The organism is Kitasatospora griseola, assembly GCF_044999035.1.
GTDB classification, from domain to species: domain Bacteria; phylum Actinomycetota; class Actinomycetes; order Streptomycetales; family Streptomycetaceae; genus Kitasatospora; species Kitasatospora griseola.
This window is the reverse complement of sequence record NZ_CP173360.1, coordinates 7,706,999-7,723,514: the sequence shown is the minus strand read 5'-3', so window position 1 is coordinate 7,723,514 and position 16,516 is coordinate 7,706,999. Positions and strand designations below refer to the sequence as shown.

At 75.6% G+C, this 16,516-nt stretch carries 4 protein-coding genes (1 of these 4 only partly in view); all 4 read left to right on the top strand.

The annotated features are described in order from the left end of the window. Positions 1-29 precede the first annotated feature (29 nt). On the top strand, positions 30-863 hold the full coding sequence (locus tag ACI1MP_RS34420) for an enoyl-CoA hydratase-related protein (protein WP_387992162.1): 834 nt from the start codon (positions 30-32) through the stop codon (positions 861-863). Continuing rightward, on the top strand, positions 860-3,148 hold the full coding sequence (gene fabD, locus ACI1MP_RS34415; RefSeq protein ID WP_404870413.1) for an ACP S-malonyltransferase: 2,289 nt from the start codon (positions 860-862) through the stop codon (positions 3,146-3,148). The genes ACI1MP_RS34420 and fabD overlap by 4 nt, the downstream gene beginning before the upstream one ends. Positions 3,149-3,219: 71 nt before the next feature. After that, positions 3,220-4,092, top strand: coding sequence for a DUF6039 family protein (locus ACI1MP_RS34410; RefSeq protein ID WP_380333385.1), 873 nt, complete (start codon positions 3,220-3,222; stop codon positions 4,090-4,092). Positions 4,093-4,339: 247 nt separating this feature from the next. Next, positions 4,340-16,516 carry the 5' portion of an amino acid adenylation domain-containing protein gene (locus ACI1MP_RS34405; RefSeq protein ID WP_404870412.1) on the top strand. The gene runs 945 nt beyond the window's last position, so the window shows 12,177 of its 13,122 coding nt (coding positions 1-12,177); the start codon lies at positions 4,340-4,342; its stop codon lies off the right edge, out of view.

Below are 16,516 nucleotides of genomic sequence, written 5' to 3'. Positions count from 1 at the left end.
TCGCACCCGTCCCCACGACAGGAGGACCCGTGGACACCGCCACCCCGCCCGCCGGCCCCCCGCCGGGCCGCCCGTACCTGGCCCTGCGGGTGACCCGCGAGTCCGCCGTGCTGCGCGTCACCCTGGCCCGCCCCGACCGGCAGAACAGCATCGACGGCACCGTCCTGGCCGAGCTCGGGCACGCGCTCGACGAGGCGGAGGCGGACCCGACCTGCGTGGCGATGGTGCTGGAGGGATCGGGCGGGGTCTTCTGCACCGGCCTCGACTTCGGCGAGGCGGCGGCGGGCGGGCCGACGGGCGAGGCGGCCGGCGGGGAGGCGTTCATCGCGCTGATGCGCAGGTTCACCACCGCCCCGGTGGTCGTGATCTCCTGCGTGGACGGCCGGGTGGCCGGCGGCGGCGTCGGCCTGGCCGCCGCGAGCGACTTCGTCCTCGCCACCGAGCGCGGCAGCTTCGCCCTGCCGGAGGCGCTGTGGGGTCTGCTGCCGTGCTGCGTGCTGCCCTTCGTGATCCGGCGCACCGGCCTGCAGAAGGCGTACACGATGGCGCTCGGCACCCTGCCGATGACCGCCGCCGAGGCCGAACGGTGGGGACTCGTAGACGAGTTGACCGACCGTCCGGACGAGGCGCTGCGGCGCCTGCTGGTCCGGCTGACCCGGATCGACCCGGTCACCGTGGCCGAGCTCAAGCGGTACGTCCGGTCCATGTGGTTCACCACCGAACAGACCGAGGAGTTCGCGCTGCGCGAGTTCACCCGGGTGATGGCCTCGCCGGTGGCCCGGCAGCGGATCGAGAGCCTCACCACCAACCGGGGGCTCCCGTGGGAGACCTCCGCCCAAGCAGGCAGGAGTCAGCACCGATGACGGCACTGGTCTTCCCGGGACAGGGGTCGCAGCGCGCGGGGATGGGCGCGGACCTCTTCGCGCGCTTCCCCGAGCTGACGGCGCAGGCGGACGCCGTCCTCGGCTACTCGATCGAGGAGCTGTGCCGCACGGGCGGCGCGGAGCTCACCCGGACCGAGTTCGCGCAGCCCGCCCTGTTCGTGGTGAACGCGCTGTCCTGGCTGGCCCGGGCCCCGGAACTCCCCGCGCCGAGATTCCTGGCCGGGCACAGCCTCGGCGAGTACGACGCGCTGTTCGCCGCGGGCTGCTTCGACTTCGCCACCGGGGTCCGGCTGGTGCACCGCCGCGGCGCCCTGATGGGCCGGGCCGACGGGGGCGGCATGCTGGCCGTGCTGGGCGTGCCCGCCGAGCGGCTGCCGGAGCTGATGGCCGGTGCGGACCGCGGGCTGGTCGACCTGGCGAACGTCAACTCCGCCTCGCAGCTCGTGCTGTCGGGACCGACCGAGGTGCTGCGCGAGGTGTCGCGCGAACTGTCGCGCCACGACGGCGTGCGCAGCGTCCCGCTGAAGGTCAGCGCCGCCTTCCACTCGCGGTACATGGCGGAGGCGGCGGCGGAGTTCGCCGGGTTCCTGCGCGGGTTCACCTTCGCGGACCCCCGGGTGCCCGTGCTGTCCAACGTCACCGCCGCGCCCTACGGGCCGGGCCAGGTCGCCGAGTTGCTCGGGCGTCAGATCGACCACCCGGTCCGCTGGCACGAGATCACCCGCCACCTGCTCGACCACGGTGTCGGGACGGTCGAGGAGATCGGCCCGGGCCGGGTCCTCAGCGGGCTCTGGCAGTCGGCCCGGCGGGCCGCGGCGGCAGGGGAGGACCGGACGGCCGGGGCCGCCGCGACCGCGCCCGCCGCGACCGCGCCCGCCGCGACGGCCCCGGCGCAGACCGGAGCCGCGCTCCGGGCCGAGGACCTGGGTTGCCCGGAGTTCCGGCGCGAGTACGGCCTGCGCCTGGCGTACCTCGCCGGGGCGATGTTCCGCGGCATCGCCTCGTCCGACCTGGTGATCCGGCTCGGACAGCGGGGCCTGATGGGATTCTTCGGCGCAGGCGGCCTCGGCCTCGACCGGGTGGAGAAGGAACTGCTCCGCATCCAGGAGGCCCTGGGGGTGGACGGGTCCTACGGGATGAACCTGCTGCACTCCGTCGACGACCCCTCGTACGAGAACAGCGTGGTCGCCCTGTACCTGCGCCACGGGGTCCGCACCGTCGAGGCCGCGGGCTTCACCCAGCTGACCCCCGCCGTCGTCCGCTTCCGCTTCGCCGGCGCGCACCGCGACGCCCGGGGCGGGGCGGTGGTCCCGCACCGGGTGCTCGCCAAGGTCTCCCGGCCCGAGGTCGCGGCCGCCTTCATGGGTCCGGCGCCCGCGGCGATCGTCGACCGCCTGGTCGGGGAGGGGCTGCTCACGGCCGAGGAGGGGCGCATCGCCGCCGAGGCCCCCGTGAGCGAGGACATCTGCGTGGAGGCCGACTCGGGCGGCCACACCGACGCGGGCGTGGCGCTGACGCTGCTGCCCGCGATGATGCGCCACCGCGACGCGGCGATGGCCCGCCACGGCTTCCGACGCCGCATCAGGATCGGTGCGGCGGGCGGCATCGGCGCACCCGAGGCAGTGGCCGCCGCGTTCGTCCTCGGCGCGGACTTCGTGCTCACCGGCAGCGTCAACCAGTGCTCCCCGGAGGCCGGGACGTCCGACACGGTCAAGGACATCCTCGCCGGGCTCGACGTGCAGGACACCGCGTACGCGCCCGCCGGCGACATGTTCGAGCTGGGCGCCAGGGTCCAGGTGGTGCGGAAGTCCACCATGTTCGCGGCCCGCGGCAACAAGCTGTACCAGCTGTACCGGCAGTACGACGGCTGGGAGTCCGTCGACGAGGCGACCCGGCGGCTGGTGGAGGAGACCTACTTCAAGCGCCCGTTCGCCGAGGCGTGGCAGGAGACCCGCGCCCACCACCTCGCGAAGGGCCGGACGGCGGAGGTCGAGAAGGCCGAGCGGTCGCCCAAGCACCTGATGGCGCTGGTCTTCCGCTGGTACTTCGCCCGCACCGTCAGCTGGGCGCTGGACGGCGATCCGGCCCAGCGGGTGAACTTCCAGATCCAGTGCGGCCCGGCGATCGGCGCGTTCAACCACGTCGTCCGGGGGACGGCACTGGAGGACTGGCGCGCCCGGCACGTCGACCTGATCGCCGACACCTTGATGACCGGCGCCGCCGACGTCCTGGGCCGGCGCCTCCCCGCTCCCGCGGCCCGCTAGGCCCTGGCGGGCACCGCGCCCGGCTGGGCAACCACCGAAGAACCGTCCGAGAACCACCCCGAGGAGTACAGATGACGCTCGACCCGAACCCGTTCCTCGCCCGGCAGCAGACCGCGGTGGGTGCGGACCTGCTCCTGCACTCGACCAACTCCGGTGCGGTGGTGAAGCGCTCCGCCCAGCTCAAGCTGGCGCACCGCGACGAGGGCCGCCGGATCGCGCTGCTGCAGGCGGAGTACGTGAACACCAAGTACGCCGGCGACGCGACGGTGTTCGTCTTCGACGAGAAGTTCGGCCGGCGCGACCGCCTGCACTGGATGATCCACCTGCGGTCGCTGGGCGGGTACCGCGCCGTCACGGCCCTGCTCGACGGGGACGAGGGTCCCGCCGCGGGGACGGGCTGGCAGGAGATGTTCCTCGACGCGTCGTTCGACGAGACGGCGCTCATTCCGCAGGGCTGGGGGATGTACGGCACGGACGCGGTGCTGCCGGACGGCACACCGATCGCCGAGGCCACCCCGGACCTGCTGGTGGCGCCCGCGCAGCACCAGACCGGCATCACCGCCGAGCAGACCGTGAACTCCTCGAACGCCGGACTGATCATCCACCGGGTGGCCCAGCCCAAGTACGCCTTCCGCGCCGAGGCCCGGATGTTCGCCCGCCGGATCACCGAGTCGATCAACACCCGGCTGCCGGGCATCGCCTCCTCCTTCCTCTACGAGGAGGCGTTCGGCCCCGCCGACCGTACGCACTGGCTGATCCACCTGAAGTCGGAGACCGCGTACTACGACCTCATCGACATGCACATGCGCATGCACGACGACGTGCGGGCCATCTACCTCGACGAGATCATCGCGCCCGAGAAGGGCGGCGGCACCTGGAACCGGATCTTCGTCGAGGGCAGCATGGGCGACGTCTCCTTCGCCCCGCTCGCCGCCTCGATCTGAGACCCGCGTCGGCCAGTCCTCCGCCGACGGAGCATCAGGCCCGGCCCGGCCCGTCGCTGACGGGGCATCAAGATCGGCCCGGCCGCCGCTGACAGGGCATCAAGATCGGTCCGGTCCGAGGGAGTCGACTCCCGGGCAGCCCGCACTTTGCTCACTTCTGAGCTGAAGTGCGGGTTTTGTCTTTCTAGGCTTCCGCATGTCGGAGAACGTCGGACACCATCTGGCATCGAACTGGGGAGCACGGCACATGGCGGTCGCATCCGGTCCCGATCCCCGGCAGCGCACGGGAATCGACACGCTGGCAGCGGACATCAGCAGGGCCCTCGCGCGCCTGCTCACCGAACTGCGGCCCGGCGAGGCCCCGGTGGCCCCGGACACGGAGCTGCGCACGGTCGGTCTCGACTCGATGACCGCGGCGCGGCTGTGGATCGCCACGCAGAGCGAGTTCGGCATCGACGTGCCGCTCACCCTGCTGGCGGACGCGCACAGCCTCGCCGACTTCGGGCGGCAGGCCGCCGAACTGGCGGCGGACCGGGCCCCGGTCGACGGCGCGGCCGTCGGCGCCGTGGTGGCGGACCCGGAGCGCGCGTTCGAGTCGTTTCCGCTCACCCCGCTCCAGGAGGCGTACCTCACCGCGAAGGAGCCGGCCCTCACCGAGGACGCCGTCGGCTGCCACCTCTACCGCGAGTTCGAGGTGGGCGGCCTCGACGCCGAGCGGCTGCGGAACGCCTGGGAGCGGCTGGTCGCCCACCACGACATGCTGCGGGCCGTCGTCACCCCCGACGGCCGGCAGCGCATCCAGGCGCAGCCGCCGCAGTGGAGCATGCCGGTGTCCGAGCCCGTCGCCGGCCATCCGGACCGGGACTTCGAGGCGCGCGCCGCCCGCACCCGGGCCCGGATGTCCCACCGCCGCTTCGAGGCCGGCGAATGGCCGCTGTTCGCGGTCGAGGTGACCCGCCGGGCCGACGGCCGCGCCCGGGTGCACCTCGGGATCGACGCCCTGGTGACCGACGGCGCCGGCCTCGACCTGCTCACCGCGCAGTGGAAGGCCCTGTACGACGACCCGGCCCGCACCCCGGCCACGCCCGAGCTCACCGCCCGGGACTGCCTGGTCGCGCTCGCGGCGCGCACCGACACCCCCGGCCACCGGCGCAGCCTCGACCACTGGGTGCACCGGCTGGCCGAGCTCCCCGGGGCTCCCGGCCCGGTCCGGGACACCGTCGCGACCCGCCCCGAGGAACTGCCGTGCCTGCGCCGCACCACCCGCAGCGCCCGGCTGGCCGCCGAGGAGTGGCGGGCCGTCCGGGAGCGCGCCGCCGCCCTCGGCGTCACGGCCACCGCACTGGTCCTGACCCTGTTCACCGAGGTCCTGGCCCGCCACGGCGCCCACCGGCCGTTCTCGCTGACCGTCACCACCAGCCGGCGGGCCCTGCTGCCGGCGGCGGCCGACCAGGTCGTCGGACCGTTCACCGGAACCGTCGCGGTCGAGGCCGTGCTGCCGCACGACCGGACCTTCGAGGAGGCGGCGCGGCTCACCCACCAGGAGCTGTGGAAGGCGCTGGAGCACTCCGCGGTGTGCGGGGTCACCGCGCTGCGCGCGTCGCGGGCCCGCGGCGGCGCGGCCGAGGCCTCGCCCGTGGTGTTCACCAGCATGCTCGACGCCGCGGCCGCCGCCCGCGGCCGGGGCTTCGCGGACGACCTGGTGCACGCCACCAGCCAGACCAGCGGGGTCTGGCTCGACCACCAGATGTGGGAGCGGGACGGCGGCCTGGAACTGCGCTGGGACGTCGCCGACGCGATGTTCGAACCCGGCGTCCCCGACGCGGCGTTCGCCTCGCTCCACAACGGCCTGCGGGTGCTCGCCGGCTCCCGGGCGGAGCCCGAGCACCGCCCGCTCAACGAACTCCAGCAGGCCTACTTCGTCTCCCGCGCCGCCGCCGAGCCCCGGGAGTGGAGCTCCGGCCAGGTGTACCTGTCCTTCGAGACGGCCGGCCCCGTCGACCTGGTGCGCCTCGAAACGGCGCTGGTGCGGCTGATGAACGCGTACGAGGTGCTGCGCTCCGCGGTCACCGTGGACGGCCGGATCGCCGTCCGGCCGGAGGTCCCCGAGGAGTGGGCGATCCCGGTCACCGGGCACGACTCCGCCGAGCGGGTCCGCGAGGCGATGACGGCGAACCCCTTCCCGCTCGGCCGCTGGCCGCAGTTCGACCTCCGCGTCACCGAGGGGGAGGAGCGCGACACCGTCCACCTCTGCGTCGACCTCACCCTCGCCGACGCGCACAGCATCCACGCCGTCGGCCGCGAACTCATGCGGCTCTACGCCCGGCCCCGGGAGACCCCGCGGACCGGCGCGCCGCACGCCGAGCACGCCCGGGAGGTCCGGGACCGCGCCGCGGCGCCGGAACGGGACGCCTGGCGGGCGCACTGGCGCGACGCGCTGGCCGAGCTCCCGCCCGGGCCGCCGATCGGGGGCCGCACCCCCGGCGCCGGCCCCGCCCGCCGGATCCGGCTGGCGGGGAGCCTGCCCGGCCGGGACACCCTCGCCGCCCGCGCCGCCCGGCACGGACTGACCCCGGACGCCGTGCTGCTCACCGCCTTCCTGGACACCCTGTCGCTCCGTCACGAGGAGGACTTCGCCGTCCCGGTGGTGCGCTGGGACGGCCCGGACGGCAGGTACCGGCCCGGCGAGTTCACCGCGCTCAGCTGGGTGTCTCGGGCACCGCGCGGACTGTCCTTCACCGAGCGCGCCCGCACCTACCACCGGGCCCTCGAACAGGACGCGCCGGTGCCGACCAGCGGGCTCGCCGAACTGCGCCGCCGGACGGCCGCGACCGGGGCGACCGGCCACCGGGTCGTCTACACCTCGGTCCTCGACCTGACCGACCGTCCGCTGCCCGCCACCGTACGGCAGGGCGAGTGGCGCAGCTGCACCCCGGACGTGTCCCTGGACTGCATCACGACCGCGGACGACGACGGGACCCTGCGGTACTGCTGGGACGCGGTGGCGGCGGACTTCGACGGGGACACCCTCGCGGAGCTCTTCGCGGCCTACGGCCGGGCGGTGACCCGCCTGGTCGACAGCGACGACCCGTGGGACGCGGGCGCCCCGGAGCCGGCCCCGGCCGCGCAGGGCCCGAGCGCCGCCGAACTGCACCGGATCCTGCACGAGTGGAACGACACCGCCCACCCCTTCGACGGCGACCGGCTCGTCCACACCGCGTTCGAGGAGCAGGTCCGGCTGGCCCCGGACGCCGTCGCCCTGCGGTGGCGCGGCGGCACCATGACGTACCGCGAGCTCAACCGGCGGGCCAACCGCCTCGCGCGGGAGCTCCTCGCCGCCGGCACCGGGCCGGAGACCGTGGTGGCGGTCAGCGTCCCCCGCGGACCGCTGATGATCGCGGCGGTGCTCGGGGTGCTCAAGGCCGGCGGCGTGTACCTCCCGATCGAGCCGCACCTGCCCGGCGACCGGGCGGCCGTGATCCTGGAGGAGGCGGACTGCGCCACCGTCGTCACCACCTCGGACCGCGTCGGGTGGGCCGTGCCGGACGGGGTCGCGGAGATCCGCGCGGACCGGCTGCCGCCGTCCGACCTCGACCCGGACGCCGACCCCGAGCCCACCGCCGAGCCGTACAACACCGCGTACATCATCTTCACCTCGGGCAGCACCGGGCGTCCCAAGGGCGTGGCGGTCGCGCACCGGCCGGTGCTCAACCTGCTGAACTGGTGCCGGCGCACCTTCGCCTTCGACGCCTCCGACCTCGGGCTGTGCGTCACCTCGCTCGGCTTCGACCTGTCCGTGTTCGACGTCTTTGGACTGCTCGGGTACGGCGCCGGGCTCTACATCGCCGACGCGGAACAGCAGCGCGACCCGGCCCTGCTGCTGGACGTCCTGCTCACCGAACCCGTCACGTTCTGGAACTCCGCGCCGACCACGCTCGCCCAGATCGGCCCGCTGCTCGCCGAGCACCGGGGCGCACCGGGCACCCGCGACCTGCGGCTGGTCTTCCTCAGCGGCGACTACACCCCGCTGTCGCTGCCCGACGAGGTGCGCGCCGTCTTCCCGGCGGCGGACCTGATCAGCCTCGGCGGGGCGACCGAGGCGACCGTGTGGTCGAACTGGTTCCGGATCGGCGAGATCGACCCGGAGTGGCGCAGCATCCCCTACGGCAAGCCCATCGACAACTGCCGCTACCACGTGCTCGACGAGAACCGGCGGCCGTGCCCGGTCGGCGTCGAGGGCGACCTCTACATCGGCGGCGAGTGCCTCGCCCTCGGATACGTCAACCAGCCGGAACTCACCAGCCAGCGGTTCATCCCCGACCCGCTGCACGACGACCCCGCGGAGCGGCTGTACCACACCGGCGACCGGGCGTCGTACTTCCCCGACGGCAACCTCTGCTTCCACGGGCGGTCGGACGGCCAGGTGAAGATCCGCGGATTCCGCGTCGAACTGGGCGAGATCGAGCACCGGCTGCGGCTCCACCCGGGCGTCAAGGACGTCGTGGTCCTCGCCCGCGGGGACGCCGGCGAGCGCGTCCTGGTGGCCTACCTCGTCCCGGCCGGCGGCGCCGCGCCCACCGCGCGCGAGCTGCGGGCGCACGCGGCGGCCGCCCTGCCCGAGTACATGGTGCCCAACTTCTTCGGCTTCCTCGGGACCTTCCCGTCCACCGCGAACGGCAAGCTGGACCGCAATGCGCTGCCCTGGCCGGTGCCCGCGCGACCGGAACAGCCCGAGCAGCCCGAGCAGCCCGAGCAGCCACAGCAGTCCGAGCCGCACGGGCGGACGGCCGAGGAGCCGGCCGCGGCCGCCGACGGGCCGTCGTACGAGGAACTGCGGGAGGAGATCGCCGGCCTCTTCGCGTCCACCCTGGGCCTGCCGCAGGTGGACGCCGCGGCCGACCTGTGGGACCAGGGCGCGACCTCGTTCACCATGGTGCAGGTGTCCGGCGCGTTGCAGCGCCGGTACCGCCGGCGCATACCGGTGTCGGTGCTGCTCGACGAGCCCAAGATCGAGGCGATCACCCGCTGGGCGCACCGTGAGCTCACCGGCGACCCGGCCGCGGCCGGGACGACGCCGGTCGTCGAGCGGATGCCGACCGCACCGACCGAGCCGACCGCACCGACCGCACCGGAGACCGCTGCACCGACCGCACCGGAGACCGTCGAGCCGGCCGGGGCGGAGGGCCGGGGCCCGGGCGCGGTGGACTTCTTCTCCCCCGAGGACCGGGCCCGGTTCAAGGCCGGCCACTGGAACCTGCGCCCGGCCCGGCCGGACGAGCCGGCCCTGCCGCTCACCCCGGTCGGCTTCGACGAGGAACTCCTCGCCTGGCGCGCCACCCGGCGCGACTTCCTCGACGCGCCGGTCCCGTACGAGTCCTTCTGCCGCCTGCTCAGCCTGCTCCGGGAGATCCCCACCGCCGCGGGCGTCCGCCGGCTGCACCCGTCGGCGGGCGACACCTACGCCGTCCAGACCTACCTCCACCTGGCCGCCGACGCGGTCGACGGGATCGCCGAGGGGCTCTACTACCACGACCCCGTCGAGCACGCCCTGCGCCGGATCGACCCGGTCCAGCGGGCCGGGCGCAGCGCCCACTTCGTCTACAACCGGGAGGTGTTCGACCGTTCGCGGTTCGGCATCTACCTGGTGGGCCGCCGCCCCGGCATCGAGCCGATGTACGGCGAGCAGAGCCTGCGCTACCTCACCCTGGAGGCCGGCAGCATCGGCCAGCTGCTGATGATGGGACAGGCGGCGGCCGGCGTCGGGCTCTGCCCGATCGGCGCACTCGCCTTCGACGACCTCGCCGCCCGGTTCGGCCTCGACGAGGGCCACGTCTTCCTCCAGGCGTTCCTCGGCGGCGCCGCCGCGCACCCCGCGGCCACCGCGGACGGCGTCGGCCCGGTGTTCGGCGCCCGGCCCGCCCCGGCGACCCGCCCCGTCCCGCCCGCCGCCGACGCGGCGGGAACGGCGGAGCCGACGGCCGTGATCGGCATGGCGGGCCGCTTCCCCGGTGCGGACGACCTGGACGCCTTCTGGGACAACCTGGAGGCGGGCGCGACCTCGGTCGGGCCGCCCCCCTCCGCCCGCCGCGACATCGCGCCCGCGGACTCCGCCCCCGTGGGCGGCTTCCTCCGGGACGTGGACCGTTTCGAGAGCCTGCTGTTCCGGATCTCCCCCGAGGAGGCGCGGACGGTCGACCCGCAGGCGCGGCTGATGCTGCAGACCGTGTGGCAGTGCCTGGAGGACGCCGGGCACACCGCGGAGTCGCTGCGGCTGTCCGCCGGACGGGTCGGCGTCTTCATCGGCACCATGTGGCAGGACCACCGCCAGCAGGGCGCCGACCACTGGGCGGCCGGCGGCCCGGCCCGCACCCCGGCCACCGCGTCCGACATCGCCAACCGGGTCTCGCACTTCTTCGACTTCGGCGGCCCGAGCCTGGCCGTCGACACCTCCTGCTCGTCCTCGCTGACGGCCCTGCACCTCGCGGTGCAGAGCCTGCGCCGGGGCGAGTGCGGCGCGGCCGTCGTCGGCGCCGTCAACCTCCTCGCCCACCCCTACCACTGGGGCCTGCTCGAAGGCCTGGAGCTGGTGGCGCTGGACGGCACGCCGGAGGCCTTCTCCGCGGCCGGCTCGGGCTGGTACCCGGGCGAGGGCGTCGGCGCGCTGCTGCTGCGCCCGGCGGGGGCCGCCGCCGAGGCGGGCGACCTCGTCCACGGAACCGTCGAGGAGACCCGCATCGCCCACGCCGGGCGCGCGCCCAGGTACGGCGCGCCGCGGGCCGAGAGCCTGGTCGACTCGCTGGCCCGGGCGCTGGCCGGGGCGGGCGTCACTCCCGACGACATCGACTACGTGGAGTGCGCGGCGGCCGGCGCCGGAATCGCGGACGCCGCCGAACTCGAAGCCCTGGGCGAGGTGTTCGCCCGACCCGGCGACGCCCCGCGGCTCCCGGTGGGCACCGTGAAACCGAACATCGGGCACCTGGAGGCGGCCTCCGGCCTGTCCCAGGTGATCAAGGTGCTGCTGCAGATGCGGCACGGCCGGATCGCCCCGGCCCGCACCGCCCGGCAGCGCAACGGCCTGGTGGACTGGCAGACCCTGCCGGTCGAGGTCGTCGAGCGCTCCCGGCCCTGGACCCCGGCGGCGGACGGGCGGGTCACGGCCCTGGTCAACGCCCTCGGCGCGACCGGCTCCTACGGACACGTGGTGCTGCGTTCCGCGCCCGGCGACCGGCCGGCCCCGGCACCCGCGACGGCGACGGCGGGCCGCGCGGACGGCGGGTTCGACCCCGGGCGGGTGCTGCTGCTCTCCGCCGACGGCGCCGAGCAGCTCGGGACTGCCGCACAGCGGCTGGGCGCCCACCTCGCCGCCCACGCCGACACCGTGGAGCCCGACCGGGTCGCCTGGACCCTGCAGACCGGGAGGGTGCACCTGTCGCACCGGCTGGCGCTGACCGCGGGCACGGTGGCCGGGATGGTCGCCGGTCTGAACGCCTTCCTGGCCGGCCGGTCGCACCCCGGCCTGTCCACGGCCGTCGCGGACCCGGCCGCCGGACCCGCCCCGACCGACCGGCCCGCGTCGCACGCCGTGGACCTGTGGCTGCGGGGCCACCCGGTGGACTGGGCGCGGCTGTGGCCCGCGCCGGGCCGACGCGTCACGCTGCCCGTGCACGCCTTCGCCGGCGACCGGCACGTGCTCGACGACCGGCGCCTGCTCGACGACGCCGCCCCGGTGCTCGGCACGGCCGTCGCCGACGCGGTGTCCCCGGCGGCGCAGGAGAGCGCAGAGCGGTACCTGGCCGGGCTGTACGCCGAGGTCAGCGGGATCCCGGTGGAACGGCTGCACCCGAAGGTCCCGCTGGAGAACTACGGGCTGACCTCGATGCTGGTCTCCCGGCTCAACACCGAACTCCGGGCCGCCGTCGGCCCGGTGTCGCAGACCGTGTTCTACGAGTACCCCGACCTCGCGGGCGTCGCCGCGCACCTGCTGCGCCTGCACGACGGACCGTGGCACGGCGGCGCCGCCGGGCCGGTGTCCGTTACTGAGAAGCCCGTTGCCGAGAAGCCCGCTGCTGAGCAACTCGCCGCCGAGCCGATCGCCGTCGTGGGCATCGCCGGCCGCTACCCGCAGGCCGCGGACCTGGACCAGTTCTGGCGCAACCTCGAACAGGGCCGCGACAGCGTGACCGCGCTGCCCGCCGACCGGCCCGCCGTGTCCGGCGGGGCCGACCTCATGCGGGGCGGCTTCCTGGCGGGCGTCGACCGCTTCGACCCGCTGCTGTTCGGCATCACCCCCCGCGACGCGCGGCTGATGGACCCGCAGGAGCGGCTGTTCCTGGAGACCGCCTGGGAGACGCTGGAGGACGCCGGCTACACCCGGGCCCGGCTGCGGGAGCGGCACGGCGCGGGCGTCGGGGTCTTCGTCGGGACGATGTACAACGAGTACCCGTTCTTCGGCGTCGAGAGCTCGTTGTCCGGCGAACCGGCCGACAGCGGATCGGCCGTCGCGGGCATCGCCAACCGGGTCTCCTACTTCCTCGACGTGCACGGGCCGAGCATGGCGGTGGACACCATGTGCTCGTCCTCGCTCACCGCGCTGCACCTGGCCGTGCAGAGCCTGCGCCGCGGCGAGTGCGCGGCGGCCCTGGTGGGCGGGGTGAACCTGTCGCTGCACCCGCACAAGTTCCGCCAGCAGGCGCGGCTGAGGATGACCTCCAGCGACCACCGCTGCCGCAGCTTCGGGGCGGGCGGTGACGGCTTCGCCCCCGCGGAGGGCGTCGGCGCGCTGCTGATCAAGCCGCTGAGCGCCGCCGTCGCCGACGGGGACCGGATCCACGCCGTGATCCGCGGCACCGCCGTCAACCACGGCGGCCGCACCAACGGCTACATGGTGCCCAACCCGGTGGCGCAGGGCGCGTTGGTGCGCGCCGCGCTGGACGAGGCGGGCGTGGACCCGGCCGGGGTGGGCTACCTGGAGGCGCACGGCACCGGGACCTCGCTCGGCGATCCCATCGAGATCAACGGCCTGGCCCGGGCGTTCGCCGGGGCCGACCTGGCGCCCGGGTCCTGCGCCGTGGGATCGGTGAAGTCGAACATCGGGCACCCGGAGGCCGCGGCCGGCCTCGCCGGACTGACCAAGGTGGTGCTCCAGCTGCGCCACCGCCGACTGGTCCCCTCGCTGCACTCCCGGGAGCTCAACCCCGCCGTGGACTGGGCGCAGTCGCCGTTCCGGGTGGTGCAGGAGCTGGAGCCGTGGGCCGCCCCGGTCGCGGCCGACGGGACGGTGCTGCCCCGGCGCGCGGGCGTCAGCTCCTTCGGCGCCGGCGGCTCGAACGCCCACGTGGTGGTGGAGGAGTACGTTCCGGCCGGGGCCGCGGCGCATCCGTCGGAGAAGCCCGGACCGGGCCCGGAGCTGATCGTGCTGTCGGCCTTCAACGAGGAGCGGCTGCGGGCGGTGGCCGGACGTCTGGCCGACCGGCTCCGCCACGGCGGCGGAGCGCCGCCGCCCGCCCTCGCGGACGTCGCCCACACGCTCCTGGTCGGCCGGGAGGCCCTGCGCGAGCGGCTCGCGGTCGTCGTCGCCGACACCGGTGAACTGCTCGCCGCGCTGGACCGGTTCGCGGCCGGCCACCGCGACCCGGAGGTGCTGCACGGCCGCACCCCGGGGGACGCCCTCCGCACCGGGACGCCCGTCGCCCCCGACCCGGACCTGCCGCGCGCCGAGGCGCTGCGCCGCCTGGCCGCCCGCTGGGTGGCCGGCGACGCCGTCGTCCACCGGGACGGGCCGGGCGCGGGACGCCTGGTGTCGCTGCCCTCCTACCCGTTCGCCGGGGAACGCCACTGGCTGCCGGAGGCCGCCGCGCCCACCGCGACGCGGCAGCCGGAGCCCGTGCCGGCGTCCGAACCGTCCGCGACGTGGCGGCCGGACCTCGTACCGGCGTCCGAACCGTCCGCGACGCGGCAGCCGGTGCCCGAACCGTCCGCGATCTCCCCGGCGGACGGCGTGGCGCTCTACACCCCGGTGTGGACGCCGACCGCCGCGGCCCCCGAGCCCGGCCCGGTGACCGGCCGCGTCGTCTGCGTCTTCACCGACCGGACCGCGGCGCTGGCGGACGCGCTCGCCGCACGGCTCGGCGCCGACCGGCTGCTGCTGGTGCGCCAGGGAGCGGACGCGGCAGCCGGGGCCGAGGCGCTCGTCGACGAGGCCGCGGCGGACCGCATCGCGGCCGACCTGGTGGCCCGTCACGAGGACATCGTCGGCCTGGTCGACCTCTGCGACGTGGCGGCCGGCGAGGGGACCGGGCGGTGGACCGACCGGCTGCGGCTGCTCCAGCGCCTGGTCCGCCTGCTCCGCGCCCGGGATTTGAGGGTCCTGCAGGTCACGGAGGGCCTGTACGGGCTGCCCGGGGCGGTGCCGGCGTGGTCCGGCGCCCGCCTCGCCGGGTTCGTGCGGATGCTGGCGGCCGAGCACCCCCGGGTCGCGGCCACCGTCGCCGACATCCAGGGCGCGGGCGGCGACCCGGTGGCCGCCGCCCGGCGGATTCACGCCGAGCTGCTCGCCGCGGACGGCCTCACCGAGGTCTGCCTGCGCGGCGCGAGGCGGCACCGGCGCGAGCTCACCGCGCTGCCCGGCGGCCCGGACCGCCCGCTGCGGCTCGACCCCGGCCGGGCCTACCTGGTCACCGGCGGCACCCGGGGCATCGGCGCCGCCGTCGCCCGGCTGCTGGTCCGCCGCGGCGCCCGCCTGCTCGCCCTGACCGGCCGGCGCCCCCTCCCGCCGCGCACCGAGTGGCCGGCCCTCGACCCGGGCTCCCCGGAGGCGGAGACGGCCGCGCTCGTCGCCGAACTGGAGTCCGTGGGCGCGCGGGTGCTGGTGCACACGGGCGAGCTCGGCCGGGAGGACCGGACCGCGGCCTTCCTGGCGGAGGTCCGTTGCGGGCTCGGCCCGCTCGGCGGCGTCGTGCACTGCGCGGGCCGCGGCCCGCTGGGCCGGCCGTCCTTCGCGGGCAAGTCCGTCGCCGACATCGAAGCGGTGCTGGAGCCCAAGGCCACCGGCCTGGAGACGCTGGCCCGGCTCTGCTCGGCCGACGACCTCGACTTCTTCGTGCTGTTCTCCTCGCTGTCCGCGATGGTTCCGGCGCTCGCCCGCGGGGTGTCGGACTACGCCGCCGCGAACGCCTTCCTCGACCAGTTCGCCGACCACCGGGCGGCGGCCGGCGAGCGCCGCTTCCGCTCGGTCGACTGGCCGACCTGGCACGAGACCGGAATGGGCGCGGCCCAGCCCGAGGGCTGCGCGGTGGCCGGCGTCGGATCGCTGGGGGAGGCGGAGGGCCTGCGGCTGCTGGAGCGGATCGTGGCCCTGCCGTCCGAGGTGGCGCGCGTCGTGGTCTGCCCGCCGCTGGACGGCGTCCCCGTCGCCCCCGACACGCTGCTGGGCAAGCCCCGGCCCACCGCCCCGCACCCCGCCCCGCACCCCGCTTCGCACCCCGCTTCGCACCCCGCCCCGCACCCCGCCGAGGAACCCCCCGCGGGCGCCTCCCCCCTACCACCTGTGGAGCCGACCGTGCCCGAGCCGACCGTCCGCGCGCTGGAATGGCTGGCCCCCCTGTTCTCCGACGCGCTGGCCATCCCGGCCGTCGACCTCGACCCGACCGCCTTCTTCGGCGACCTCGGCGTCGAATCGGTGATGCTCGGCGAGCTCGTCTTCCGCATCGAGGAACGCGCCGGCAGCCCCGTGGAGCCCACGGCCCTGCTCGAACACCCGACGCTGGAGCGGCTCGCCGCGCACCTCGACGCCCTGGGGATCGGACCGCGCGAGGAGCCGGAAGCCGCGGCGCCGCAGAGCGCCGTCGCCGCGCAGCCGGCGCCGCCGTCCGGCCGGCCGGGGAGCGGACGGGTCGCCGTGATCGGCCTGGCCTGCCGGTTCCCGGGCGCCCCCGACGCCGAGGCGTTCTGGCGCAACCTGGTCGCCGGGGAGTGCTCCGTCACGGAGGTCCCGGCCTCCCGCTGGGACGTCCGGCGGCTGTACCGCCCCGAGTACGCCCCCGGCCGCAGCATCAGCAAGTGGGGCGGGTTCGTCGACGGGATCGAGGACTTCGACCCGGAGTGGTTCGGGATGACGGAGGACGAGGCCACCTGCCTCGACCCGACCATCCGGCTCTTCCTGGAGTCCGCCGCCACCTGCCTGGCCGACGCCGGCTACCGCGAGGAGGAACTGGCCGGACGGGACGTGGGCGTCTTCGCCGGCGCCCGGCTGACCGGGTACGGGCGCCGGGCCCGCTCCCGCCCCGGCGGCGTGGGCATGGGCAGCGACCAGAACTTCATCGCGGCCCGGGTCGCGCACCGCTTCGACTTCCACGGACCCAACCTGGTCGTCGACACCGCGTGCTCCTCGTCCCTGGTCGCCCTGCAGGCGGCCTGCCGCAGCCTG